General features: G+C 32.0%; 26 protein-coding genes. 7 read left to right on the top strand and 19 right to left on the bottom strand.

What is annotated here, in order from left to right:
• Positions 1 to 3 precede the first annotated feature (3 nt).
• From HNV10_RS12165 to HNV10_RS12155, 3 genes are all read right to left on the bottom strand, one after another.
• On the bottom strand, positions 4 to 924 hold the full coding sequence (locus tag HNV10_RS12165; RefSeq protein ID WP_173301658.1) for a TolB family protein: 921 nt from the start codon (positions 922 to 924) through the stop codon (positions 4 to 6).
• A 1-nt stretch (position 925) separates the two neighbouring features.
• Complete coding sequence (locus HNV10_RS12160) at positions 926 to 2,101, bottom strand: GlmU family protein (RefSeq protein WP_173301657.1); 1,176 nt, start codon at positions 2,099 to 2,101, stop codon at positions 926 to 928.
• A 144-nt stretch (positions 2,102 to 2,245) separates the two neighbouring features.
• Entirely contained in the window at positions 2,246 to 2,497 is a 252-nt protein-coding gene (locus tag HNV10_RS12155; protein ID WP_110475708.1) for a type B 50S ribosomal protein L31, read from the bottom strand.
• A 147-nt stretch (positions 2,498 to 2,644) separates the two neighbouring features.
• Between HNV10_RS12155 and HNV10_RS12150 the strand changes: the two genes are divergently transcribed.
• From HNV10_RS12150 to HNV10_RS12120, 7 genes are all read left to right on the top strand, one after another.
• Complete coding sequence (locus HNV10_RS12150; RefSeq protein ID WP_173301656.1) at positions 2,645 to 3,178, top strand: DUF4199 domain-containing protein; 534 nt, start codon at positions 2,645 to 2,647, stop codon at positions 3,176 to 3,178.
• Positions 3,179 to 3,222: 44 nt separating this feature from the next.
• Complete coding sequence (locus HNV10_RS12145; RefSeq protein ID WP_173301655.1) at positions 3,223 to 4,173, top strand: glycosyltransferase family 2 protein; 951 nt, start codon at positions 3,223 to 3,225, stop codon at positions 4,171 to 4,173.
• Positions 4,174 to 4,265: 92 nt separating this feature from the next.
• Positions 4,266 to 5,993: a phospho-sugar mutase gene (locus tag HNV10_RS12140; RefSeq protein ID WP_173301654.1), complete on the top strand. Its 1,728-nt coding sequence runs from the start codon at positions 4,266 to 4,268 to the stop codon at positions 5,991 to 5,993.
• A 3-nt stretch (positions 5,994 to 5,996) separates the two neighbouring features.
• Positions 5,997 to 7,832 (top strand): ABC transporter ATP-binding protein, encoded by a 1,836-nt coding sequence (locus tag HNV10_RS12135; RefSeq protein ID WP_173301653.1) that lies wholly within the window; start codon positions 5,997 to 5,999, stop codon positions 7,830 to 7,832.
• 329 nt (positions 7,833 to 8,161) lie between these two features.
• Entirely contained in the window at positions 8,162 to 8,704 is a 543-nt protein-coding gene (locus HNV10_RS12130; protein ID WP_173301652.1) for an RNA polymerase sigma factor, read from the top strand.
• Between the two features lie 69 nt (positions 8,705 to 8,773).
• On the top strand, positions 8,774 to 9,277 hold the full coding sequence (locus HNV10_RS12125) for a hypothetical protein (protein WP_173301651.1): 504 nt from the start codon (positions 8,774 to 8,776) through the stop codon (positions 9,275 to 9,277).
• Positions 9,278 to 9,283: 6 nt separating this feature from the next.
• Complete coding sequence (locus HNV10_RS12120; RefSeq protein ID WP_173301650.1) at positions 9,284 to 9,730, top strand: hypothetical protein; 447 nt, start codon at positions 9,284 to 9,286, stop codon at positions 9,728 to 9,730.
• A 27-nt stretch (positions 9,731 to 9,757) separates the two neighbouring features.
• Here HNV10_RS12120 and HNV10_RS12115 read toward each other — a convergent pair whose 3' ends face one another.
• The 16 genes from HNV10_RS12115 to HNV10_RS12040 all read right to left on the bottom strand — a co-directional run bounded on the left by HNV10_RS12115 (position 9,758) and on the right by HNV10_RS12040 (position 26,562).
• Entirely contained in the window at positions 9,758 to 10,846 is a 1,089-nt protein-coding gene (locus HNV10_RS12115) for a WD40/YVTN/BNR-like repeat-containing protein (RefSeq protein WP_173301649.1), read from the bottom strand.
• Positions 10,847 to 10,926: 80 nt separating this feature from the next.
• A complete protein-coding gene (locus tag HNV10_RS12110; RefSeq protein ID WP_173301648.1) occupies positions 10,927 to 11,634 on the bottom strand; it encodes an SCO family protein in 708 nt (235 codons plus the stop codon).
• On the bottom strand, positions 11,603 to 12,226 hold the full coding sequence (locus tag HNV10_RS12105) for a toxin-antitoxin system YwqK family antitoxin (RefSeq protein WP_173301647.1): 624 nt from the start codon (positions 12,224 to 12,226) through the stop codon (positions 11,603 to 11,605). Before HNV10_RS12105 ends, HNV10_RS12110 begins: the two co-directional genes overlap by 32 nt.
• 11 nt (positions 12,227 to 12,237) lie before the next feature.
• Entirely contained in the window at positions 12,238 to 13,035 is a 798-nt protein-coding gene (locus HNV10_RS12100; RefSeq protein WP_173301646.1) for a YHYH protein, read from the bottom strand.
• A gap of 159 nt (positions 13,036 to 13,194) precedes the next feature.
• The gene (locus HNV10_RS12095; RefSeq protein ID WP_173301645.1) at positions 13,195 to 14,397 is read right to left on the bottom strand and encodes a YHYH protein; all 1,203 of its coding nucleotides are present in this window, start codon (positions 14,395 to 14,397) and stop codon (positions 13,195 to 13,197) included.
• Between the two features lie 52 nt (positions 14,398 to 14,449).
• Entirely contained in the window at positions 14,450 to 14,980 is a 531-nt protein-coding gene (locus HNV10_RS12090; protein WP_173301902.1) for an EF-hand domain-containing protein, read from the bottom strand.
• 10 nt (positions 14,981 to 14,990) lie between these two features.
• Positions 14,991 to 16,583 (bottom strand): carbohydrate-binding domain-containing protein, encoded by a 1,593-nt coding sequence (locus HNV10_RS12085; RefSeq protein ID WP_173301644.1) that lies wholly within the window; start codon positions 16,581 to 16,583, stop codon positions 14,991 to 14,993.
• A 219-nt stretch (positions 16,584 to 16,802) separates the two neighbouring features.
• Positions 16,803 to 19,568, bottom strand: a complete 2,766-nt coding sequence (locus HNV10_RS12080) for a CotH kinase family protein (RefSeq protein WP_173301643.1) — start codon at positions 19,566 to 19,568, stop codon at positions 16,803 to 16,805.
• A 101-nt stretch (positions 19,569 to 19,669) separates the two neighbouring features.
• The gene (locus HNV10_RS12075) at positions 19,670 to 20,044 is read right to left on the bottom strand and encodes a hypothetical protein (RefSeq protein WP_173301642.1); all 375 of its coding nucleotides are present in this window, start codon (positions 20,042 to 20,044) and stop codon (positions 19,670 to 19,672) included.
• Positions 20,041 to 20,409, bottom strand: coding sequence for a DUF6090 family protein (locus tag HNV10_RS12070; RefSeq protein ID WP_173301641.1), 369 nt, complete (start codon positions 20,407 to 20,409; stop codon positions 20,041 to 20,043). The genes HNV10_RS12075 and HNV10_RS12070 overlap by 4 nt, the downstream gene beginning before the upstream one ends.
• A 117-nt stretch (positions 20,410 to 20,526) precedes the next feature.
• Positions 20,527 to 22,047: a CotH kinase family protein gene (locus tag HNV10_RS12065; protein ID WP_241695504.1), complete on the bottom strand. Its 1,521-nt coding sequence runs from the start codon at positions 22,045 to 22,047 to the stop codon at positions 20,527 to 20,529.
• A gap of 102 nt (positions 22,048 to 22,149) precedes the next feature.
• On the bottom strand, positions 22,150 to 22,443 hold the full coding sequence (locus HNV10_RS12060) for an EF-hand domain-containing protein (RefSeq protein ID WP_173301640.1): 294 nt from the start codon (positions 22,441 to 22,443) through the stop codon (positions 22,150 to 22,152).
• 113 nt (positions 22,444 to 22,556) lie between these two features.
• Complete coding sequence (locus HNV10_RS12055; RefSeq protein ID WP_206675997.1) at positions 22,557 to 24,314, bottom strand: FAD-dependent oxidoreductase; 1,758 nt, start codon at positions 24,312 to 24,314, stop codon at positions 22,557 to 22,559.
• 17 nt (positions 24,315 to 24,331) lie between these two features.
• Positions 24,332 to 24,964 carry a ferric reductase-like transmembrane domain-containing protein gene (locus HNV10_RS12050; protein WP_173301638.1) on the bottom strand — a complete coding sequence of 211 codons (633 nt, stop codon included), beginning with the start codon at positions 24,962 to 24,964 and terminating at the stop codon, positions 24,332 to 24,334.
• A 10-nt stretch (positions 24,965 to 24,974) separates the two neighbouring features.
• The gene (locus tag HNV10_RS12045; protein ID WP_173301637.1) at positions 24,975 to 25,190 is read right to left on the bottom strand and encodes a 4Fe-4S dicluster domain-containing protein; all 216 of its coding nucleotides are present in this window, start codon (positions 25,188 to 25,190) and stop codon (positions 24,975 to 24,977) included.
• Between the two features lie 127 nt (positions 25,191 to 25,317).
• Positions 25,318 to 26,562, bottom strand: coding sequence for an Lcl C-terminal domain-containing protein (locus tag HNV10_RS12040; RefSeq protein ID WP_173301636.1), 1,245 nt, complete (start codon positions 26,560 to 26,562; stop codon positions 25,318 to 25,320).
• Positions 26,563 to 26,619 lie beyond the last annotated feature (57 nt).

Below are 26,619 nucleotides of genomic sequence, written 5' to 3'. Positions count from 1 at the left end.
TTACTATTTTCCTTCTTCAAAATCAAAATTTTTAAAGTAATATAAATCATCACCTCCATCACCTTTAATGCGTCTTGAGGAAATATAACCTGTTGTTAAATCATCATTTAAAAAAAATGAAAAATCATCTCCTTTACTGTTAATAGGTTCTTGCAACAATAAAGCTGGCTTTCCTGAATCTGTAGTATTTAAATCATAACAGTAAATATCTAAACCTCCAAGACCTCCTCGTCTATCCGAAGAATAATATAATTTATTTTCATCACTAACAAAGGGAAATAATTCTTTACGAGATGAGTTAATTTCATCACTTAACCTTGTAATTTCGCCATAGGTTTCATGATTACTAACAGATACTTTATATAAATCAGACTTGCCTTTTGTTCCGTCTATTGTAGAAACAAAGTATAATGTATTGCCATCTGGACTTAATGCTGGATGTAAATAATTAAAATTTGGATCACAGAAAGGTAACGTTGTGATATTTACCCACCCTTTTCCTTCAACATATTCTGCTCTCTGAATTAATAGGTTAAAGGTATTTTTATCTTGTAACTTATTTTCTCCAGCAGATGTATGATTAGATGTATAATACATAAATTTTCCATCTTTAGAAAAGGTTGCTGCCGTCATATTAGCCATGCCAACTTTTTTCTTCTTTATAAGTTCAAGGTTCTCTAATTCACCATCTTCTCCAACGGTAGCTTCATATATACCGTAAAGATTTTGAGCATAATCATCTAATATTGCACGACCGTTTTTTCTAGTTAAATTAGAGCTAAAAAACACTTTATCATTTACAACTCTAACCGCAAAATGATCCAGTTTGTTATTAATTTTAAGCTTTTTAATTTCAACCTCTTGAGCAAAACTAAATGAACAAAGAAATAAAAAAAGTAGGGTTAATTTGGGTCTTAAATACATATTAATTTCTTCTATATTGTTTTGTTTCTTCGTAAACGTGCTCTAAAATAGCTTTGTCTTTATCGGTAAACTCAATACCTCTTCTAGACATAACAACTTTTGCTACTTCAAATACCTTGTCTGTTTTATAGGTTACAAAACCACTATGTCCTCCCCAAGAAAAACTAGGAACAAAATTGCGAGGAAAACCACTTCCAAAAATATTAGAACTTACTCCAACTACTGTGCCAGTATTAAACATGGTGTTAATTCCACATTTACTATGATCTCCCATCATTAAACCACAGAATTGTAGGCCTGTTTTAGCAAAACCTTCTGTATTATAATCCCAAAGCCTAACTTCGGCATAATTATTTTTTAGGTTACTATTATTAGTATCTGCTCCTAGATTACACCATTCACCAAGTACTGAATTTCCTAAAAACCCATCATGACCTTTATTAGAATAACCAAAAATTACAGAATTATTAACCTCTCCTCCTATTTTACTAAAAGGACCAACGGTTGTAGGGCCATAAACTTTAGTACCCATTTTTAAAGCAGCATTATTACAAAGGGCTAACGGACCTCTAACCATTGAACCTTCCATAACTTCAGCATCTCTTCCTATATAAATTGGACCAGAACTTGCATTTAATGTAGCAAAGTTCAATGTTGCTCCTTTTTCAATAAAAATATTTTCTCTGTTAATAATCTGAACAGAATCTGGTATTGGCTCTGATTGTCTATCTTTTGTTATGAGTTTAAAATCTTCAGAAATAGCTTCTCCATTTTTAGAGAAAATATCCCAAGTATTTTCAATCTTAATAATACTTCCTTGCAACTCAATGGCTTCAAAAGACGAAAAATCATCATACTCTTCACCTTCTTTGGCAAAAAATGCTATAACATCTTCATCTTTAAATAAGGCTTGATTATGTTTTAGGTTTTTAACAATTTCAATGACTTCAAAATTTGGAAGAAATGATGCATTAATCATTATGTTCTCTTCCATTTCAACCATTGGAAATTTATCTGACAAATAATCTTCCGTTATTGTTGTCGTTGTATATTCTAAGAATGATTCCCATTTTTGACGAATTGTTAGAATACCAACCCTTATGTCTGCTACTGGTCTTGTAAAGGTAAATGGTAATAAATTATTTCTGTATGGACCATCAAATAGAATGTAATTCATAATAAAGTGAAGTTAATAGCATTAGCCTAGAAATAGCGCATTTCTTAACCTGCCTATTTAATACGTAAAAGTAATTTAATTGTAGAAAACAAAAAAGCCTTTCTGTTTATAGAAAGGCTTTTTTCGTTTATCGGTATGCTTAGTTTATTTTTTAAACTTAGCGTATTTGTTTTTGAACTTGTCAATACGACCAGCTGTATCTACCAATTTAGATTTACCAGTGTAATAAGGATGAGATGTTCTAGAAATTTCCAATTTAACTAATGGATATTCAACACCGTCAACTTCAATAGTTTCATTTGTATCTGCCGTAGACTTAGTTAAAAATACGTCTTCGTTAGACATGTCTTTAAATGCTACTATTCTATAATTTTCTGGATGTATTCCTGCTTTCATCACTAAATGCTTTAAATAAATTCGATTTTTTCGAGGTGCAAATTTAAGCAATTTTTATAACTGTACAATATTTTTACTAAATTTATTTCACTAAAGTATGTAACATTTACTTAACTTTGGTTACTAACTGTCAAAACTAACATAATCATGGAAAAATCATTTAAATCTTCGGCATCAACTTATGGAATTTATTTAGCTTTAATTCTATCCTCTTTTACCATTATTGGATACGCTGTTTATCTAGACTTATTTACCCAATGGTGGTTTGGTATTGGGCAAATGATTCTGGTAATCGTTATAGGAATTATTTCAGCTATGAAGGCTAGACAACTATTAGGTGGATTTATTAGTTTTAAAGATGCGTTTACTGCTTTTTTTATTACTATAGCTATTGGAATTGTCATACCAGCAATAATAGGTTTAATTATTTTTAATTTTGTAGATACTGATGCAGCAATGATTCTACAAGAAAAAATTATTGATAATCAAATGTCAATGATGAAAAAGTTTGGTGCTCCTCAAGAAGTTATGGATGAAACAATTAAACAAATTGAAGCACAAGGAAGCTTTTTCTCAATTAGCAACCTATTAAAATCTATTGCTTATCAACTAGTAGGATTTAGTGTTGTAGGTTTAATTGTTGCTCTGGTAGTAAAACGTAACGATCCTGATTTAGCTTAATTATTTTCTCTATTTTTGACGTTTAGAAATTAGACCAAAATTAAATGGATATATCAGTAGTAATACCACTACTTAACGAAGAAGAATCTTTAAAAGAATTACATAATTGGATTGTATCTGTGATGCAATCCAATCAGTATTCTTACGAAATCTTATTTATAGATGATGGTAGCACTGATAAATCATGGCAAATTATTTCTGAATTAGGTGAAATAAATCCATGTGTAAAAGGGATTCGGTTTCTAAAAAACTTCGGAAAATCTCAAGCTTTACATGCAGGTTTTGCTAAAGCAGAAGGTGATGTTGTAATTACTATGGATGCCGATTTACAAGATAATCCGGAAGAAATTCCAGAACTCTTTAAGATGATAAAGACCGATGGTTTTGATCTTGTCTCTGGCTGGAAAAAGAAACGCTACGATTCTTATTTTTCTAAAAACTTACCTTCAAAATTATTTAATTGGGCTGCAAGACGTACATCTGGTGTTACACTAAATGATTTTAATTGCGGTTTAAAAGCATACAGCAATACGGTTGTAAAACATATTGACGTTTATGGCGAGATGCATCGCTACATACCTGTATTAGCAAAAAATGCTGGCTTTACTAATATTGGTGAAAAAGTTGTACAACACCAAGCACGTAAATATGGTCATACCAAATTTGGAATGAACCGTTTTATAAATGGCTTTTTAGACCTTATTACTATTTGGTTTGTATCTCGCTTTGGTAAACGACCTATGCACCTCTTTGGCGCACTAGGCGTTATTATGTTTATAATTGGTTTTGGTTTTTCATTCTATTTAGGAATAGATAAGTTATTTCTTAACCCAACAGGAAGACTAATTACAGATCGTCCGCAATTTTACATTGCCTTATCTACCATGATTATTGGGTCTCAATTATTTATTGCAGGCTTTTTAGGCGAACTAGTATTGCGTTCTAACAGACAGCAACAACGTTATTTTATAAAAGAAAATCTTAACTTAAACTAAGGTGTACAATTTATAGTATTCTTTATCGCTTTAAAATTGCGAAATGTTTATTTTTGTTAAACAAATTTTATAGCTAATAAATCCACATATCCATGATTCACATTAAACCAGAAATTTTAGAACGCGTAAATGCTTGGTTAACGCCAACTTTTGATAAAGAATCTCAAAAGCAAATAAAAGATATGATTGCCTCTAATCCGAAAGAATTAGAAGAAAGTTTTTATAAAAATCTAGAATTTGGAACTGGTGGAATGCGAGGTGTTATGGGTTTAGGCACTAACCGTATTAACAAATATACCTTAGGTAAAAATACACAAGGCTTAAGTAATTACTTAAAAGCATCTTTTCCTAATGAAGAATTAAAAGTAGCAATAGCTTACGATTGTAGACATAATAGTAACACTTTTGGTAAATTAGTTGCAGATGTGTTTTCTGCTAATGGAATAAAAGTCTTTTTATTTGAAGAATTAAGACCTACACCAGAATTATCTTTTGCACTAAAACATTTAGATTGTCATTGTGGTATAGTATTAACAGCATCTCACAATCCACCAGAATATAATGGCTATAAAGTATACTGGCAAGATGGTGGACAATTAGTGCCACCTCAAGATGCAGGTGTTATTGGAGAAATAAATAAAATAGATTACTCTGAAATTAAGTTTGAAGCAAATTCAGAGTTAATTCAATATATTGGTAAAGACGTTGATGACGTATTTATTGATAATTCTGTAAAAAACGGAAGTTTCAATACCTCAAAACAAGCAAAAGAAAACTTAAATATCGTTTTCACCTCTTTACACGGAACATCAATTACCGCAATACCAGAAACTTTAAAACGTGCAGGCTATACCAACGTTAATATTGTTGAAGAACAACGCGTACCAAATGGAGATTTTCCAACCGTAGTTTCACCAAATCCTGAAGAGCCAGAAGCTTTAAAAATGGCTATAGAATTAGCAGAAAAAGTAGATGGCGATATTGTTATTGGTACAGATCCAGACTGTGATCGTTTGGGTGTCGTTGTTAGAAATTTAAAAAACGAATTGGTAATCCTTAACGGAAACCAAACCATGATTTTAATGACTAATTTTCTTTTAAATCAATGGAAAAAAGCAGGAAAAATAAATGGTAATCAATTTGTTGGATCTACAATTGTATCCACACCGATGATGTCTGTTTTAGCAAACGCATACAATGTTGAATGTAAAATTGGCCTTACTGGTTTTAAATGGATTGCTAAAATGATAAAAGACTTCCCAACTATGGATTTTATTGGTGGTGGAGAAGAGAGTTTTGGTTTTATGGTTGGTGACTTTGTGCGCGATAAAGATGCTGTAACATCTACACTTTTGGCTATTGAAATTGCTGCACAAGCAAAAGAAAAAGGCAAAACCATGTACCAAGAATTAATTGATTTATATGTAGAGCATGGTTTCTTTAAAGAACGTTTAATTTCTTTAACTAAAAAAGGAATTGAAGGTGCACAAGAAATTAAGCAAATGATGATTGATGCGAGAGAAAATCCTTTAACAGAAATTAATGGTGAAAAAGTAGTTTTAATTGAAGATTACCAATTATCTATTTCTAAAAATCTTCAAACGAACGAAGAAACCACTATTGATGTGCCTAAATCTAACGTATTAATTTACTACACAGAAGATGGTAGTAAAATTGCACTTAGACCAAGTGGTACCGAACCAAAAATAAAATTCTATATCAGCGTTAATACAGAATTAGACAATTCGTCAGACTTTGCGAAAACGGAGCAATTTTTGGAAGATAGAATTGATGCTATCCTCAAGGATATGAATTTGTAATGAATGGATTATATAAAGAAGTTATCTAGGTTTATTGTTCCTTATAAAAGGTATGCGTTTTTAAATATATTTTTCAATGTTCTATATGCGCTATTTGGAACATTATCTTTTGTTTCCTTAATGCCAATGTTAAAGGTTTTATTGAAAACAGCAGAACCAATTGCCAATAAACCCTTAAGAGCGAACTACAATGGTATTTTAGAATATGGTAAATTCCTTGAAGATTCATTAAACTTTTTTATTACTCAAAAAATTGAAGCTGACGGTCAATATAGTGTACTCATTATAATGATATGTGTTGTTCTTGCCACTTTTTTACTTAAAAATGCTTCAGGATATTTTTCAAATTTCTTTTTAGCATACCTAAGGAATGGCATACTTAAAGACATAAGAAATGAATTATATGGAAAAACTGTAGCATTACCTGTATCATATTTTTCTGAAAAAAGAAAAGGGGATATAATTGCAAGAATATCTACAGACGTTAATGAAATACAGAATTCGCTATTGGCAATTTTAGAATTGTTAGTGAGGGAACCATTAACTATAATTTTTACAATTGTAGTAATGTTTACGATAAGCCTGAAACTAACCATTTTTGTTTTCATATTTATTCCTATTTCAGGTATTATAATTTCTCGAGTTGGTAAAAGTTTAAAAAAGCGTTCTCAACGCGTTCAAGAAGAAAATGGTGCTTTTTTATCGGTTTTAGATGAAACTCTGAACGGTCTAAAAGTTATCAAAGGATTTAATGCTGAAGAAAGATTTACGTCAACTTTTAAGAATTCTACCTCAAGATTATACAAGTTTGCTAATGATTTGGCACATAGGCAGAATTTAGCATCTCCAACATCTGAATTTCTCGGCATTGTGGTAATTGCTGTTATTCTATTATATGGAGGGCAAATGGTTTTAGTAGATAAAACGTTAACTTCTGACCAGTTTATTACATATATGGCATTAGCTTATAATATTTTAACACCTGCCAAAGCTATTAGTAAAGCAACTTATAAAGTTAAAGCAGGTAATGCTTCAGCCGATCGTGTATTAGATATCTTAAATACTGAATCTAGTATACAAGATATAACAAATGCCAAAATAAAATCAGACTTCACTTCAGAAATAAAACTAAACAATATTTCATTTAAATATGAAGATGACCTTGTGCTTAAAAACTTCACGCTAGAAGTTCCTAAAGGAAAGAGTGTTGCATTAGTTGGACAATCTGGCAGTGGAAAAAGTACGATTGCTAATCTTGTAACTCGTTTTTACGATGTTAATGATGGCAATATTAGCATAGATGGTGAAAACATTAAAGATATTACAAAACATTCTTTAAGAGGTTTAATGGGTTTAGTAACCCAAGATTCTATTCTATTTAATGATAGCATAAAAAACAATCTATTATTAGGTAAAGAAGATGCTACTGACCTAGAAATAATTGAAGCTCTAAAAGTTGCAAATGCTTGGGAATTTGTAAAAGATTTACCAAATGGTATTGACACTAACATAGGTGATTCTGGCGGCAAATTATCTGGCGGACAACAACAACGTATAAGTATTGCGAGAGCAGTTCTTAAGAATCCGCCCATAATGATTTTAGATGAAGCCACTTCTGCTTTAGATACAGAAAGCGAACGTTTGGTGCAAGATGCGTTAGAAAACATGATGAAAAATAGAACATCTATTGTCATAGCACACAGGTTATCTACCATACAAAACGCAGATCAAATTGTAGTAATGCAAAAAGGTGAAATTGCAGAGCAAGGCACACACGCAGAACTTATTTCTAAAAATGGTATTTACAGAAAATTGGTAGACATGCAAAGTTTTGATTAAAGCCTAAATTTTTAGAATTCTAATTAAAATTACTTCAAATTAATTTGAAACTATTATACAAAAAAAGGATGCATAATTAAATACATCCTTCTCTGTTGTTATCAGATTTGGGGAACTGATAACGGTTAATAGGTTAAGCTGAGACAAACATATAATAAATAAACATACCAAACAAGAAAAAAATGCTTTTTATCGTGTTTTTTTGTATTTAATCGAAAAAATAAGATGTAAATTACTGATTTTCAGCAAAAGTTAAAAAACGTGATTTTGGTGTTTTTTTTAATTAAACTTTTAGTAATTTAACAAGTCTAACTATCAAAGTAAATCACTTGATTGACGAATCTGAATTTATTGCAAGGTTAAAAAGCCCTTTAACAAAAGAAGCTGCTTTTAGAGAATTATTAAAACTCTATAAGGAACGTTTGTATTGGCATATTCGAAAGATTGTACTCAACCATGATGATGCAGATGATGTACTTCAAAATACGTTTATAAAAGTGTATCGAAGCATCGATAAGTTTAAAGGAGATAGTAAATTATTTTCGTGGATATATCGTATTGCTACAAATGAATCTATTACTTTAATTAATAAAAATGCTAAACGCCAACAGATAACAAATGAAGAATACCAAAATAAAGCAATAAATAGCTTAACAGCAGATATCTATTTTGAAGGTGATGATATTCAGTTAAAATTACAAAAGGCTATAGCAACATTACCGCAAAAACAACAAATAGTTTTTAATATGCGTTATTTTGAAGATTTAAAATATAAAGACATGGCTGAAATTTTAGAAACAAGTGAAGGTGCTTTAAAAGCTTCCTATCATATTGCCGCTAAAAAAATTGAAGCTTTTTTAACTTCAGATTAAACCATTTATTTAATTTGAAGTCTTATATATAGTTAAACAATAGATTTCCATGGATTTGGAGACTGTAAAATGAAAAAAGAAAATATACATAACATTACCTCTTCTGGTTTTAAAACACCAGAACATTATTTTGATTCGTTGGAAAACCAAATTTTTGAACGTATCAGCAATAATACTATTCTTGATAGTATTGAAACGCCTGGATTTAAAGTACCAAATGCATATTTTGACACTGTTGAGAGCAATATTTTAGAAACAATACAAACTAAAACAGAAAAACCAGTTATTCAACTTAAGTCAAAAAGTAAATTTTATTACTTAGCAGGTATAGCAGCCAGTTTTGTATTATTATTTAGCTTGGTATTTAATAACAAAGCAATAAGCTTAAATGCAATAGATACGGCAAGTATAGAAAACTATTTGTACCAAGAAGATTATAGTAATGAAGAATTAGCGACCTTATTTAAGGCTGAAGATATTTCTGAATCCGATTTTATAGATGTTAATATATCAGACACTACATTAAATGATTATTTAGAAAGTGTAGATGCTGAAGATTTTATTTTAGATTAAGAACATATGAAAACAATACAAACCATTCTCTTAACTTTATTTGTTACCGCAAGTGTATTTGCCCAACGACCAGACAGAGAAAAAATTAAAGCTCTTAAAATAGCGCATATTACAGAACAGTTAGATTTAACCAAGTCTGAAGCTCAAAAATTCTGGCCAGTTTACAATGCTAATGAAGATGCAAAAATGAAACTTAGAGAGCAATCAGTTAATAAACGTAACATCAAAAACACCGATGAATTAACAGAAAGTGAAGCAAAATCTCTATTGTTAGATATGGAGAAAATTGAAAAGCAAAAAGTAGCATTACAATCTAAACTTCTTAAAGATTTACTTGAGATTCTTCCTGCTAAAAAAATAATAAAACTATATCAAGCAGAACGTTCCTTTAAACAAAAAATGTTTGAAGAATATAAAAAGCGTCATAGTAAAAATAGAAGTAATAAAAAATAAAAAAAGGAAGCGAGTAGCTTCCTTTTTTTATTCACCAAAAGTTAATTTACTAATTCTACCTTTTCCTGCTGCATAAGCTACAGAATCATTTAAAAACCGAATGGTATAAAATCCTTCATCGCTTAGATGTTTCCATGAGTCACCAGCATCATTACTGTAATCGATGCCTTTAAAACCAACAGCTACTAATTCTTTACCTTTTGAGTTTGGAATATATTGTACACAACTTCTGTAACCTGGTCCTTTTCCATTAGCTACAACTTGCCAAGTTTTTCCTCCATCAATTGTTCTTATTTTATTATTTATTGTATCGTTTGGTTTGGTGTAATCTCCACCAATGGCAAATCCGTTGTTCTCATCATAAAAGGCTAAAGAATATATTCCTGTGGTTTCTTTTCCTTGAACAATTGGTGTATCATAAACGTCCCAAGTTTTTCCTTTATCCGGAGAATACAATATTCTACTAGCTTTTCCTCCTGTTGCTACCCAAGTATGGTCACCAACTATTGCAATATTAGTATCACTAGCCGCAAAAGCAGCTTCACCATCTTTGGCTTTTGGTAAATTATTACAAGATATTTTCTCCCAAGTGTCTCCTCCATCTCTGGTGATAATAATACTCATACAATCATCCGTTGGATCTCCAATAGCAATACCTTCTAAATCGTTCCAGAAATCCATGGAATCGTAGAAGGCTTTTTTATGGTTTTCTTGGTAAGTAATTTTTTTTCCAGACTTAGATAATTTAAAAGCTCTAGTTGGACTGCCTATTGATATATAATGATGAGCATTATTTGTCTTAGACATTGCTCTAATATTTACATCTAGGGTATCAGCTCCAAGTTTAGCACTTATACTAGCCGACATTATTTTTTCTTCCCCTGGATATAATTCTGGGCGATTAATCTGATACATTATTCCTATATCTCCATTAGAAGTTGCAAACATGCCAACATTTTCTTTTCCAACAACTTCTAATGCTCTAATATTTAATAAAGAATCTTGCATTAAAATTTCAATTTCAACCCTAGAAATATTTTCTAATTTTAATGGTTCTTCAGATTTACAAGAACTTAACCCAATCAACAAGAAGCAAACAAATATTAAATTCTTCATAATTATAATTTTCTCTAAAAATAGAAAAGCTTCACGAATAATCGCAAAGCTTTTCAAATTATCAATCAATCAATTATAAACTAATTCATCACATTAGTTTCCGTTTTTAGAGCTTTTACATCTACAATTAGCTGAGCTATTGACGCTCTATTTAAACCATTGTAAATACCTCTAATATGTTTGTTTTTATCTATCAGTAAAAAGTTTTCTGTATGAAGAAAATCTTCTATGCTCTTTTCTTCTCCTAAATCATTTTCTACAAAATAGTGTTCTCTTCCTAAATTGTAAATCGAGCCTCTATCACCTGTGACAAGATGCCATTTATTATTAATAACATTATTAGTATCAGCATAGGCTTTTAAAACAGAAACTGTATCTGTATTTGGCATTACTGAATGTGATAATAATAAAACATCGTTATCATCAATAAATTCTTCTTGAATTTTAGCCATGTTATTTGTCATTTTTGGACAAATACCAGGACATGTAGTAAAAAAGAAATCCGTTATATATATTTTATTTTCAAATGTCTTTTGAGAAATTGTATCACCTAATTGATTTACTAATTTAAAATCTGGGATTTTATGAAATTGCTTTTCCTCTATTGTTCCTGGTGTTAACCAATGTGGTGTAAAAGTATCATCCTTATAAAACGGTAAATACTCTACTCTACTTGTCTCAACAACTTCTATTTTTTCTTTTTTAGTATTCTCTTTACAGCTCCAAATAATTGCTACTAAAAGCATTATTATAATTTTATTTTTTCTTCCTTCTAATAATCTCTTCATCCTCTAATCTATAACATGAATTTGCCCTTCTCATACCAAAAATTCTTCCATTTTTAGCTTCATAATTAACGTATAATGTACCATTGACTAACCAAGCTTTTTGAAAACCTTCTTCTTTTCCATCAATAAGGTTTCTTAATTTAGCCAATTGACCATTAGAATACCATTTTTTCTCCAAACCTTGCAATAAACCTTCTTTGTAAAAAGCTAAACTTGCTAGTGTATCATTTTCCCACCAACTTTTATATTCACCAGATAAACGGTTATTTTTATAATAAGATTCTACCTGAAGCTTTCCGTTTCTTGTCCAACGTTTTGCAACACCCTCTCTTTTGCCATTATAAAAACCCCATTTCTCTTCTATTTTTCCACTTGGGTAATATTTTAAAGAATATCCATTAAATGGTTCTTCTTTATAATACCACCTACCTTTATTTCCATTTAAAACTAAATCTTCTTTTAAGACCTCAATGTCTTTGATAACAATGGTTTCAACTTCTGCAACATCATTACTACTCATGTTAATAGATTCGTTTTTTTTACAACCTAATATTGAAAATGTAATAAGGATAAAACAAAGAATTGACCTCATAAATATTATCTTTAATAACCTTGAAATGGGCCTGCAAACAGAACAATAGCTTCATCATAGGCATATAAAGGTGCATTGTATTCTTCGTTTATTATATGATAGTGATATTCACCATCTTCATTGTGAGGTGTTGGCCCAAAATGTCCTCCTGAAGCATCTAAATCTGATGGATATTCATTTGATGGGTAATCTCTTCTTCCGTATAAAAAGACACCATCTAGTAAAATACCAACTAACGCATCGTCATCATTTGTAATTGATTTTGGCTCTAAGTGATAATGGTAAACACCTGGTCCTTTGTGGGCACCATTATAATCTAAACTTCCAGCAGCCTGATCCAAATCACCAGCGCCTTCTTGATCATTAAATATAGCTGCTCCACTAACTGCAATACCAATGGTATTTAATTCCGTTGCCACGGTAGCACCATCTAAATCTGGTGAAGCATCAACGGTAAAGCTAGAAGCCTCTCCTGTACCACCTCCAATGTAAGTGTCTTGTGTTGTTTTCACAACACCTTGGGGAGATTCATCTATATACAGCTCATTGTCTGGGTGCCAATAAATTGAGGTGTGATTTGGAAAACCTGTGGTTTCTATATAAATATCTGTTCCGTCATCTGACAACATAACAGTAACCGCATCTGAATTAAACTCAGCAAAGGCTGCATGAAGTTCAGTTACCACAACATCATCTGTATCATCCACATCATCTGCAACACTACTTGAGGATTCATCATCTGATGAGCAGGCCAGGTTTAAAGAAAAAACTGTAATTGTAAGAAATATTAATTTAAATATATTTTTCATAGCTAGTGTATTGTTTTAAGCTTATAATTCTTTAGATGTGATTTTAATAAAAAACTTGCGCAGAAAAACACATTTTTTTTTGAAGCACCTTTTAAGATAATATCTCAAACAGCAAACTCTTTTATACCTGATTCAATTTTTATTCTGTTTAATTACTAATTAATTTGAAACACTTAACGAGCCGCTAATGCCATGCAAACAACCGAGAATTTTATTACTTCCTGCAGAACCTGCATGATAATGATAACCTCTAACCTCATCGTAATGACCGTTGCAGTCATCTAAATTATTATCTGAATGTCCCATGCTATCTGTATGTGCATAAATCCCAAAACCGTCTAAGGCATAACCAATCATTGGTGCATGTACATCTTTTTGTGCAACCTCTTTAGTAGAGCCAGTTACCGCATGGTAATGATATCCAGAATGTGGATTTACGTGTCCGCCTGCATCATCTAAAGGTGCTAATGTATGTGCTGCGAGAATAGCGTGTGTAGGTGCTGAGGCATCAAAATTAACACCATTGAAAGCTATACCAATTCCGTTGCCACCTAAAGGATTTGAGTTTTCTAAATACATAGGTTTTACAGGAATGACATAAGTAGACACTTTCTCTTTATAATAATCTGGCATACATTGCACACAGTAATTATGATACTTTTCATCTACATCTGGTCTTGCAGCTGCTTCACATTCATCTTGGCTATCAGTTACTTTAATAGAACCATCTTCTCTAAATAGTGCCCATTCTTCATCATTATAAAAATCTTTAAGATTAGCTATAAAATGACCATCTACATCATACACTTTATCATCTTTAAACCACATACCGCCTTTGTCTTTACCATCATTGATATGTGTAGGACACCATGGCCCCATATTATGTTCTTGTGGCTGAGAAGCCGTTGTTATAATATAGCAAAGTGCTTTAGTACCATCTGCAAGTGTTCGTTCTTCTTTAGTGATATCTTTTAATAAACTCTCTTTTATAAATAAAGAAGGGTCTACATTTATAGTTACTTCTAAATCTTTTTGAACATTATTAGAGTTATCCATTTGTCTTGGTTCTCTTCTTTCTGGCTTAGGTGCATTTTCTAATTCTTTTTCAGTTAGAAAACCATCATTATCTGCGTCAATCTTATAAAAATCATTAGACAATGGTCCATGAACTTCAGATTTTGAAAGTTTACCATCTTTATTGACATCCATTTCAGATATTAATTCAGACACATTTGGTCGTCCACCTTGAGGGTGATTGCTTGGGCCTTCACTTTCCGTTTTAACAGTTTGCTTACAACTTACTATTAGTGCGGCAATCATTAATAAAAAGAACGTTGACTTAGAAAAAATCGAGTACTTCATTTAATTTGATTTGTTGTTATCTTTTAATTTACAAAAAACTTATTAAACCTTATTAATTCTTCTCTTTTCTTTTCTTCTTATCCTCTTCTTTAGGAGTATAAAAAGCTTCAAGTTCATCTTTATCTAATTGGCCATCTTTATTCTCATCAATTTCAGAAAAACTTTCCATTAAATCACGCTTATCTTTTGCAGCAACTTCTAATTCATTTAATAAACCATCTTCATTTTGATCAACCTCCTTTAACAACTTTTTTACAGATACTTTTCTTGGTTTTGAACTATCTAATGCTGATTCTAACTCTTCTAAATCTATAAATCCATCTTCATTAGCGTCTATGATATCAAAATCTTTTGCAATTTTACCTCTTTCATCATTTGCAGCTTCTTCTTTATCTATTAATTCATCATTATTAGAATCTAATAATTTTAAAATTTCTGATGCATTTGGCTTATTTCCATTTGGTGGTCCTCCTTGTCCACGCCCTCTTCCTCCTCGACCGCCTGGTGGCTCTTGCGCAAACGCAGTTATACTTATTAAAAACACCAAAATTGTAAATATTATTTTAGTTTTATTAGTTTTCATAATTCTATTTTTAATGTCCACCAGGACCTCCGTTAGTTGGTTCTCCTGTAGGTCCCATATCTCCTCCTATTTGTGTAACTGTGCTATTTATGGTAAAATAATCACCTGAATTTATTCCATTACTATAAGTCCCAGAAGTGTATAATCCGTTAAGTTCAGTTCCATTACTTACGGTTCCTCCTGTATAAATATCATAGGTTTGCCCTGATTCTAATTTAGCATTTGAATATATAATTGTGTTTACTCTATTTGGTACTAGATAAGTAAGCGCTTCTGTTCCATCTTCTGATTGAATATGTAATAATTGGTTAGCACTTACACCATCAAAAATCACAGAATTTTGCGTGCTTTCGCTTTCAGTTGGGAATGAAGTATTTAAGCCCAATCCTAAAATTGTTCCTCCTGTAATTTTAAATGTATTATCATCGCAATCAAAACTACCATCTGGCTCGTCAATTCTAACTGCTATGGCAATGGTTGTACCACCTGTAACGGTAATTCCTCCATTACTATCAATAGCATCGTTAAGTGTGGTGTAAACATAAATATTTCCTCCGTTAATGTATATATCATCACCTGCGTTAAGACCGTCATCGTATGAATTGATGTTTATTGTACCTTGATTAATGGTCATTGTTCCTTTGGCTTCTATGCCTTCACCTTCAGAAGTATTTATTACAAAATCACCACCATTTATGGTTACATTTGGCATAATAGAATCGTCTGGTTCTTCTTCATCATCTATATCGTAAGAGGCTACAATTCCGTCATCAACAACATTTATATTAAAGGTTCCGTCGTTGATAATAATATAACCTTCTTCGCAATCCATACCGTCGCTAGCTGCTGATAAAAGTAGTGTACCTCCATCTACAATAATATAATCATTGGTATGTATGGCATCTGAAGCCGCATCACTTACCGTAATTGTTCCACTAACAACTCTTACATAATCATCACTAGCAATTCCATGTTTATAGTTTCCGGTAACTACTAGTTCTCCTGAACCACTAAATACTAACTGTCCTTCACTAAAAAAAGCAGCTTTAGCATCTTCATCATCTGGAATATTACTGTAACTATAAGCGTCTGCTAAATTGGTAGTACCTTCTAATATTACGAAACTTGTTTTTGATGATTGAATATTTATAGCAGGACCGTCTTCATTTGTAATACTTAAATCAGAAAGTGTTAGCTTAAACTTTTTATCGCTATAAATTTTAAGCATTCCATCGGTTGTTGTACCTGAAATTTCGTAAGCTACTTTTGAAATTGAAGAATTAATGGTAATATCTGCTCCATCTTGTGTAATAATCACATCATCAGGAACAGGATTTGTAATTGTTGCAGAAGTATTAGAGAACACAATTTGCACTGTATTTTCAAAAGTTGCATTTTCTACTAAATCGTCCTCGTCGTAACCAGAGTTATCTGTATCTCCTTCAGCCGTGCCAGATAAATTGGTATCGGTTATTTCAATATCTTCTGACACTATAACGTTAACATCGTTGTCGTCATCACTACAGGCATTAAAAGTTAGTATAGAAATACTAAAAGTTAACACCATGAAAAGGAATTTTGAGTTTCTTTCTATTGTTTTCATTTTGTGTGGTTTTAATTATAAAGTTATATAGCTTTAGATGCTTTCTCTGTTATAAACTTGTTTGTAATGTTGTTAAAAAAATCACAAAAGAACAACGCTATAATTTTCAACTTTTTCTATTTCAAAATAATTATGTAGCCACTATAAAAAAGCCCAAGAATGATATTATTCTTGAGCTTTTTTTTCTAATAAAATAAATAGTACCTCTATAAATTACAATTAATTTCTCGCAATTTTTAATACTGTGATTTCATTAACAACTACCATATACAAGCCTTTTGAGAATGCAGTAAAATCGAGCGTTATAGAATTTTTATCTAGATATTGGTTATTAAGCAATTGCTGACCTTGAAGGTTATAAACTTTTACGGTTTCAATACTATAATTAGAGTTTTCTATCTCTAAATAATTTGAAGTAGGGTTAGGATAGAACCTTAATCCGTCATTAAATAAAACCTCATCTATTGATAACGATTGGTTATTCATTGCAAAAGTTGGAGTTTGAATTACAAAATCTCCTGTACCATTTGGGTTTCTGGCATAAGCCATATCTGTAGTTTGCTCGCCAAAAGTAATATTCTCTAAAATTGTTCCGTTTGCATAAGATAAAATTGCAGTTTCACCACTCGATGAAAATTTGAAATCGGCATGAAAATCACCTTGATCAGTATCTTTATCACACCATACAATTAAATAACTATCTGCCTCTAAAGTTGTTCCTGTGGGAAATTGATAAACTAAAGGGTCGTCTGCATCATCTGATAAATATAAATTATCTAAACTTAGGGTTTCATTTGTTGTATTGTATAATTCTATCCAATCTTCGTATTCACCTTGCTCATCCGTAGCTCCTGAATCGTTAGAAGCTAAAATCTCATTTATAACTAAATCTCCGACATTTAAAACTTCATATTCTTCTAACCCTTCATTATTTGCATTAAAAGTTGGTTCTTGTATTACAAAATCTCCTGTACCATTGGGATTTCTGGCATAAGCTAAATCTGTAGTTTGCTCTCCAAAAGTAATATTCTCTAATATTGTTCCGTCTGCATAAGATAAAATTACTGTTTCTCCTCCCGATGAAAGTTTAAAATCTGCATGAAAATCACCTTGTTCAGTATCTTTATCACACCATACAATTAAATAACTATCTGGTTCTAATGTTGTACCCGTTGGAAATTGATAAATTAATGGATCTTCTGCGTCGTCTGATAAATATAAATTATCTAAACTTACAGCTTCATCTGATGTATTGTATAATTCTATCCAATCCTCATATTCGCCTTGCTCATCTGTTTCACCAGTATCGTTAGATGCTAATATTTCGTTTACAACTAAATCTCCTGCCGTTAATGTTGTATAAGTTGCATTTACAGTATAAAACTCATGCTCTGCTCTTGCAGGTGAAAATGCACCAATATTACTATTTTCTGCATATATATAATATTGCATATAAGACTCATTAATAGTAACATCAACACCATATACGTTATCACCAGCAGCACCGTCGTTATGTGCACCATCATCGTACATTAATACTTTAGTAAATGGAACTGTTTCATCTGTTCTGTATCCCAAATACACATCGTTAGTATCTGTAACATTAGCCGTAATTGTAATTACATCTCCAATTATAGGCACTTCTACTAAAGATCCTAAATTAGTTATTGTAGGTTGTGTATTTGTAAAATCTGATTGTGATAATAAATAAGAACTTCTAGCACTCATTAAATTAGTTAAGCCAGGTGCTGTATTCATACCTAAGCTATAGTCCGTATTAATATTTCCTGTAAATTGAGAATTCGTATAAAATTTGTTTGTATCTGCGGCAACTGCAGCAGAAATTATGGCTTGATAATCATTTGCAAGCGTTAAATAATTAGAATTACTAATGTTTTCAGTAAGTATCGTTTTAAAATGTGCTAAGTACATTCTCTTATATTTAGGCACAGCCAATAATTTAGAAACTAGAGGAAAACTAGTACTTGTATCATGCAGCAAATAATCTAATTGCGCTTTTTGAGTGGTGGAATTTAGAGTGCTTCCTCCTCCACCTGGACCAGGACCACCACTACTTTCTCCTGTCATTGCAAAAGTACCAAAGGACATATTTAAATCCCAAACTACAGATTTAAACTGCCCATTGTTATCTTTGTATAAATAATAATTTTGCTTAAACTGCCCAATGTAACTATCTAAATTAACAATTACATTATCAAAAGCCAACATCCATAGTGCCATATCTACATCTAAAACGGCTTCTATATTAGAAATATCGTAATTTAATGTATACGTAAGATCTATTAAATCATCCCAATGTGCTAAGGCGACTGAAGGATCATCTTCATCATTAGATTTAATTTCATAAGCATCATCATAACTTGTATAACTTGTACCCAAATATTCCAAATTTGGCAGTGTTGTTGTTTGTGGTCCTGCACCATCTGGAGGGCTACAACTAAAAAAAGCATTATCGTTAGAGTCGAAATGCTTGTTTACAAATTTCTTTGAAATAGACTCTGTATTAGTGTACAAACCGATTAAAGTACCATTTACATACACATTTGCGTAATTCGCTTCTGGTGCATCCATGTATTGATTAACAATATTATAGGCTACTGTTTCTCTCACAAAAGAAGGATCAAACATCACATTGGCCAGCTTTATATCTGTATAACCTTGATGGTCTTGATCTACATAAGTATCTAATTCTATATGAAATGGATTCTTTATTTGATTAGCATTATAAGAACTATTCCCCTTATACTTTACACCAACTTGGTTATAAACCGTTCCATTTATAGTCACAGAAGTGGCTTCCGTATAGTTATTTTCGCCAGCTTTTTCTGCATCTAGCAACGCATCCCAATTGCTTTCTGCAAACTGGATTTCTATGGTCTGAATGGTATTAATATCATACAAATCTTGCGAAAATGCATGCATTGATAACATGAAAATTAATAGTAGAGTAATGTTTTTTTTCATTCTTTTTAGGTTTGATTTTATTGATAATAGATATTTAGATGCATTGTTTAAAAAAAACTTGTGCTCAATTTTTATTTTTTTTGAAAAGAAAATCTCTCACATTAATCCTTTAACTCCTTATGCAAATTAGAGGCAATAGTTTGTGTTTTGTCTCTTAAATTTATAGCATTTTTTAGTTGAATTTCAGTCTGTAATAATCGGTCTACCAAACAGTTTTGATATTCTCTACTTGTTAGTAGACTGAAGTAATTTGACTGACCAGAAAATCGTTGTATATTATTGCTTTTTAACTCTCTATTAGTAAGTATATCAATTAAGGAAATATGTTTTTCGATAGCTGGTTGTAATCGGTTTACAATAATATTTTCAATTTTTGTTTCTTGACTTTCAAAACTATCTAATTCATTAGGGTATGCTGCAATAAGGTCTTTAAGCACTGTGCTTTCTATAAATTCAAATTTGTTTGTGGTATTCACCCATTATGTAATTTAGTAGCTTTGTAGTCCACATTAATAATACTTAGCTTGTCATCTAAAGCTAATTCATTTTTTTCTTCTTGTACTATTATATCCATTGTCTTTTCTATCGCCAATGTATTCTTAGTATAACTAGCAATTGAAGCATCTAATAAAATTAGGTTAGAATTTAGCTCTTCATTTAAAGATTGATAAATTTTTAGTTCTACAATTCTGTTCTTTCTTAATTCATTTAAATTATTGATTTTCCATGCGATTAATACACCTATTACAATTAGTAATATTTCTCCTAGAGCATATAGCAGATAATTTTTTATTTTTCCTGAAATCAGTAAATTCTTTCTTATTTTCCTAAATATTCTCATCTTTAATTCTTCTAATTGAACATTTTCTATTTCTAATATTTAAAATAAAAGCTCCGCAATTACTCACGAAGCTCTTACAAATAAACTAATAATCAATCTAAAAAACTCAATTATTTATTAATCTAAATATGCACTTACAGCCGAAGCACGTGAAACCACATGCGAGTTTAATTCGCTCACTGCTGCTTGAAAATCTGAACTACTATTTAAAAATGAATAGCCATCAATCTCTGAGGTCGCATAAGGCTCAATCAATGTTGAATATGTTGCGTACTGCGCTTGTATGTTACTCACATTAAAAGCATCATCCACAATTTCCTGCAAATAAGTATCATATTTGGCTTTATAGACATCATCCGCATATAGGTAACCAATTAGTGGCCATGATGAGCTACTGCCTAAATCTGAGAAATTAAGAGCTAATGCTCCTCCTTGGTTACCATCTTCTAGTGCTTCATTATTATCCCAAGGAATCCAAGTTAATTTACTGGTATCTGGATCATTGTACAAAAAGTAGTTGTGTGACATTTTACCATAAGTATCCCAATTTTGAATAACGGTATTAGCCGCCAAATACTTTAAAAATACATCCGTATCAAAAACAGCATCTAAATTTGTTCTCCAAGTTGCTGCATCTGTCGTTCTTGAAGCATCATTAACTATGGACAATAAACTTTGAACATCTGAAAAATCAGCATCGTCTGCATTCGTTTTCTTTACATATTCATCTTCATCATAAGTTCCTGCTGCAAAAGTAGCTGCATCACCATCTGGCTTATATAAATTACCATCATCATCAGAAAATTGGGTATCTAAAACCGTATCATCAACTTCTTCTACCAATGTATAAACTCCAAAATATTCTGGACCATCTCCATGATCCACATAGAGCACATAAAATGCCGTATGTGAACCTACTAAACCAGCATTTCTAAAAACATCACCTGCTACTTTTTCTCTCATCATAGATTTATCGTTATAATTGTTTTTAAGGCTTAACTTTTTAAATCCATAAAAACGTTGATTATCAATTTGTGGATAGTCATCTTCAAACTCATCAAAATCTAACTTAAACGACAGTTTTAGAATTCCATTAGCCCAAGAACTCGCTAAACTAGAATTTCCTTTAAATCGAACACCTACGCGATACCATTCTATTCCATTATAAAAAACTTCAGCTGGCACAAAAATTGGATCTTCTTCATCTCCTGAGAATGAACCATTTCCACTTCCAAAAGTTCCATAAAGACTTGTCATATCATCTAGCATACTTTGCCAACGCGTTTCACTGATTACAAAATCTATTCGTTTTACGGAATTATCTTCAAATACTTCATCAAAATCTGGATCAGCATCTTTACTATGCGTGGCTTCTGTCCAATCTGTAGCTTCAAAGTCTGAATCGTCCGAATCATTAGTATCTGTATTATCTGCAACATAACCATCTGGTTGATCACATGCTTCTTGACTAATATCTGGATCACCTAAACCATCACCATCTAAGTCTTGATACCATGTGGTTGTTACGCAAGAACTTTCATTACTATCATCGTCACTACAAGCGTTAAACATCAACAATGCCGCACTAAAAATTGTGACTATAAAAACAATATTTATACTCTTTTTTACATTATTCATTTTTCTTAGATTTTTAATTTTACGTTTTTAATAACTTAATGCTTTAAAAGCTGCATAATTTCTTATGAAGCCTTTACAACCAATCAATCTAAACAATCACTATTAATCTCTTTTGCGCTCTTTACGTTCTGGCTTTGGGGCATTTTTAAATTCTTCTTCAGAAATAAAACCATCTTCATCAGTATCAATCTTAGCAAAATCATCTTTTAGAGGTCCCTTTAATTCTTCTTTGGCCAATTTTCCATCTTCGTTAGCATCCATTTCTTTTAATAACTCAGCAAAAGTTGGTGGTTCTTTTCTTTCTGGTCTATCTCCAGACTGACCATATGCATTTGCTGACATAAACAATACTACTCCAAATACTAATACTACTGCTTTTAATGTGTTACTTTTCATCTTTTTAAGTTTTAAATTATATGGTTTTAGATGCAGTTTTCTTATTAAACTTGTGAGTACATCAGTTAAAAAAAACTTAAAAAACAAACTTCTAGATTTTTGTAAACCTCAAATTATACAGTCTCTTTATTTCTAACAGAGTTTATTTGGTTCACAGTATCAAAAGGTTGCTTTTCTAGCTGCATTGTGCCATCTTTTCCTCTAAAGATATTAATCCATGCTTGCCAATTTTCATTATCCATTTCTGGGTAATCTAATCTGTAATGACTGCATCTACTTTCCTTTCGCATTAGGGATGCCCTCAATTTCATTTCTGCACTAATAACCATATTTTTAGTTTCGTGCGCCAAACGCAATTCATGTAAGTTTGAAGCCCTCAAATGTGGCACATGGTGATCTCTTAATTCTTCTACATAAGCCAAAGCAGCTCTCATTAGGTTTTCCTTTTTGATGTAAATGATGAAATTTGGAATCATAATACTCTGCAAGGTTTGTGTTACCCAAGCTGGGCTATAACCAGCTTCTCGTTTTAACGGTGCCAAAATCTCTTCTTCAATACTGTTTAATTTTGAAGTTGAAATACTATGCGATTTCACATTTTTGCTATAATTAGCTGCCGTTTCGCCTGCAATAGCTCCTTGAACTGCAGAGCCAGATAGAGAAGAACCTATTTGTGTGTATATTCCTCCTGCCATATAAGAACCCAAAGCATCACCTGCTGCATACAACCCTTTAATTGTAGATTCGCATTTATCATTTATTGGCACCAATCCCTCTGCTTTATGAATTGACATACCTGCAGATGAACCACCAACAACAGTTCCTCTTCCCATTCCTGGTGGTCCATCTTCACGTTCTTTTCTTGGAGGTCTTTTTCTATTTTCACCACCTGGAGGTGGTCCATCTCCACGGTCTCTTTTTGTAAATTCTTCTGGCGTAAAAGGTCCTCCTTTGACTTTATTGTCCTGATTTCCCATTCCTGGAGGTCCCATTTGAGCAGCTCCACCATTCATATAAGCCATATAATTCATATCAACACCAAGATCATGGCGCACTTCTATACCTGTTGTGCCTGGTTTTTGTTCAAACATATCTCCCCAACCATCGTAACAAGCTGCCGGATTTTCTCCTCTCGATGGATGACCGTCGTTCCATTCTTTTCCAGTGACTTTTGCTCCAATATCATAAGCCATTATTGTACCATCGTGGGTTAAATCACAAATAGGAAATCCGTTAGGTTTAAAACCACCAGCTCCTGTACAAAGTATAACGCTTTTTGCTTCGTAAAACAACACTTTCTGCTCATCAATACTAAAACCAGCTGCTCCTACAACTCTTTCGTCTTCTTTAATTAAATGTGTAATGGTTACACGTTCTTGAAGAGGAATATTACGTTCTTCAATGGGTTTACTAAAGCTTTTATTGTACAAGGAAGATTCAAAAAATCCCCATTCTCTTAACTCGTTTACTCGTGCCAATGAATGTTCTGCTAGTTGTCTGGTATAAGCCTGATTGTTTGTACCAAGCGCAGAACGCGATACTTTAGCGACAAATTCATCGATACTTATTTCTTCTTTGTCTTTATCATAGGCAAAAATTCCTTTGGCAAATGGCGTTTGTCCTGAAGCTCCCAAGCGTCCTTTAGAAACCATCATTACATTAGCTCCAGCATCATGTGCTTTTACAGCAGCAAACAAGCCAGCCATTCCGCTGCCAACAACCAAAACATCTGTACTTATCTTGTTAATACCTAATGCATCTGTATCAATTTCAGGCTTGTTTAAAGCCCAATCTAAATTCATTCCAAATCCTGCCATAGCTGCGAATCCTGCTCCAGCTCCAGCTAATGTGATGAACTTTCGTCTTGACATATTTTTAGATTCTGTTGTCATTTTTTTGCTGTTTTTTTAAATAGGTACTTTCTCATTACATAATAAATTCCTGTTGCCACAACCAGAAGATAAAACAGTGTATATGAACCGTTGCTATGCCTTCCCATATCAATTACATGCCAAGTAGCTGTAATTACAAATAGTAAGGTTAAATAACCGTGTAAGCTTCTCCATGTGCGATAGTGTAAATTCATTTTAAATCTAAAAAATGCTGTAACCATTAGAATAATCATGATTCCATAAGCAATTAACCCGAGAATAATGCCTGTAGTGTTGTACGTTGTTATCAATCGCACAAAGGCATCTGTTGGTGTTAAAGTATTATCAAAAAACTTTGGAACAATAATAAAAAATGGATGCAGTAAGATTACTGAAATAAAAATGTAACCAATAAATCTATGAATAGCCACAACATTGACCATTCTAATTTGCTTCATTAATTTATAATTTAATCTGGATGTAAAAAATTGAGAAAGCAGTAATGAAAACGCTAAAATAGTAACTATGGAAAGTGTTTCCATTAAGATATTTCTTCTTTCAAAATTTCCAGAGAAATACAAGAACAATGGCACTACAATAAATGTAAAAATAAGTGCCGAAAATTTGATAATATAGTTTTTTGTTTTCATGATACGGATTTTAGCCCCAAGAAACAATCACAGGAATAGACTTGTCTGGTGTAATGGTTATAGCATCAACTGGACAGTACATTCTACATAAATGACAAATTTGGCAGTCTTCTGGGTATAATATTTCTGCCTTTTTAGAATCAGGATTTAATCTGATAACATCAGTTGGACAGCTTTTTATGCACTCTTCGCAACCTATACAACCCTTTATACTTTTAATTGGCATAATCTGCTCTATTATAAATTATTTATTTTCTTTTGATTCTGATAAATTTCACCAAAACTCAATGCAAAGGACTAAATATTTCATTTCTCTTAAAATGACCTCAATCAGCATTTCAGTATTTGTTTTGTTAATTTATGTCTCTCACTAATCTTACGTAGTTTTGGATACGAAGTGAATCAACCGCATTTACAGATTCTAAAAGATAGTCTTCTATGTCTCCACTTTTTGGGTCAGAACGCTGAGCACCTGCTCCATGCCAATCGTAATATTCGGTTGCACTGCTATTATCTTTACTGTAAGCTTTACCAAATGCTAGATAACAAGCTGTATACTTAAAATCGCCTTGCGTTGTACTAGTCCAAAACCAACTATCATCATCTGTGCAAGAAAAATAAGTTTCGTCAATTGCTGGGAATGTAGTTTTATCATAATCTACAATACTTTGTAACTCTTTTGTATTTGGCAAATGCCAATCTGTGTAGCCTGCAAGTTCACTATTAGTGGCGTATGCAAGGGCGCTTTTCCAATCATAAGTATTTCCATCATCTACTTGTTGCCACATTAAGCCTGTAGCTGTATCAGATATAGTTCCATCTCCATTATCACTAAAACTGTTTACGCCATATATATTTTCTTCTCCTCTAACCGCTCTAACAAAACAACCAGGATTTTCCACTCCAGTGCTGCCATCAAAATACAACCCTGTTTCGTAAGCTTTAATATGGCCATCTGCAAAATTGAAACCAAAAGCACCTTCCATATTTATGTCTTGCAAACCTCCTTTAACATACTTTGTACTCGACCAATATTGACCTGCGTACGACATCATTTGGTCGTATTCAAAATCGAAATAATCATCATAGAGATAAGGTTGAGAGTTTGATGTTGAAGTAGCATCTAAACTACCATTAGAATTAATTAAAGAATACAATTCTTTTATTGTTGGAAGTCTCCAATCTGTATAACCTCCAGTTTCTAGATCATCAACATAATCAAAAGCATCATAATAATTGTGTCTTTCAAAGTCTGGTGTTTGTTGCCACATTAATCCAGTATTTAAATCAGTTACTGTCCCATCTCCATTATCTTGAAAAGAAGACTCAATCCCTGTAAATTGTGCATCTTGGCCGTAATAATCTTCTGAAGCACTGGGTGTAGATATTTCATTTCCATCATCATCATAAAAAACATTTTGACCTGTATCTGTTAACACAAAACTGATTGCTAAATCTGTTAATGTATCATCATCCGTATCTGAATCTGCATTTTCAGATATTGAATCGTCATCACTACAAGCATTAAAACTTATAATTGAGAAGCTAAGCAATATAATTGCTAATAAAAGTCTAATTTTTACTCTAAATTTTTTCATATCTAAATATTTTTTGAGTTTATATTGATACTTAAATTTAGATGTGAATGCGGTTAA

The sequence above is a fragment of the Winogradskyella litoriviva genome (assembly GCF_013249065.1).
GTDB classification, from domain to species: domain Bacteria; phylum Bacteroidota; class Bacteroidia; order Flavobacteriales; family Flavobacteriaceae; genus Winogradskyella; species Winogradskyella litoriviva.
The sequence above is the reverse complement of the archived record's forward strand: the minus strand, read 5'-3'. Positions and strand labels throughout refer to the sequence as shown.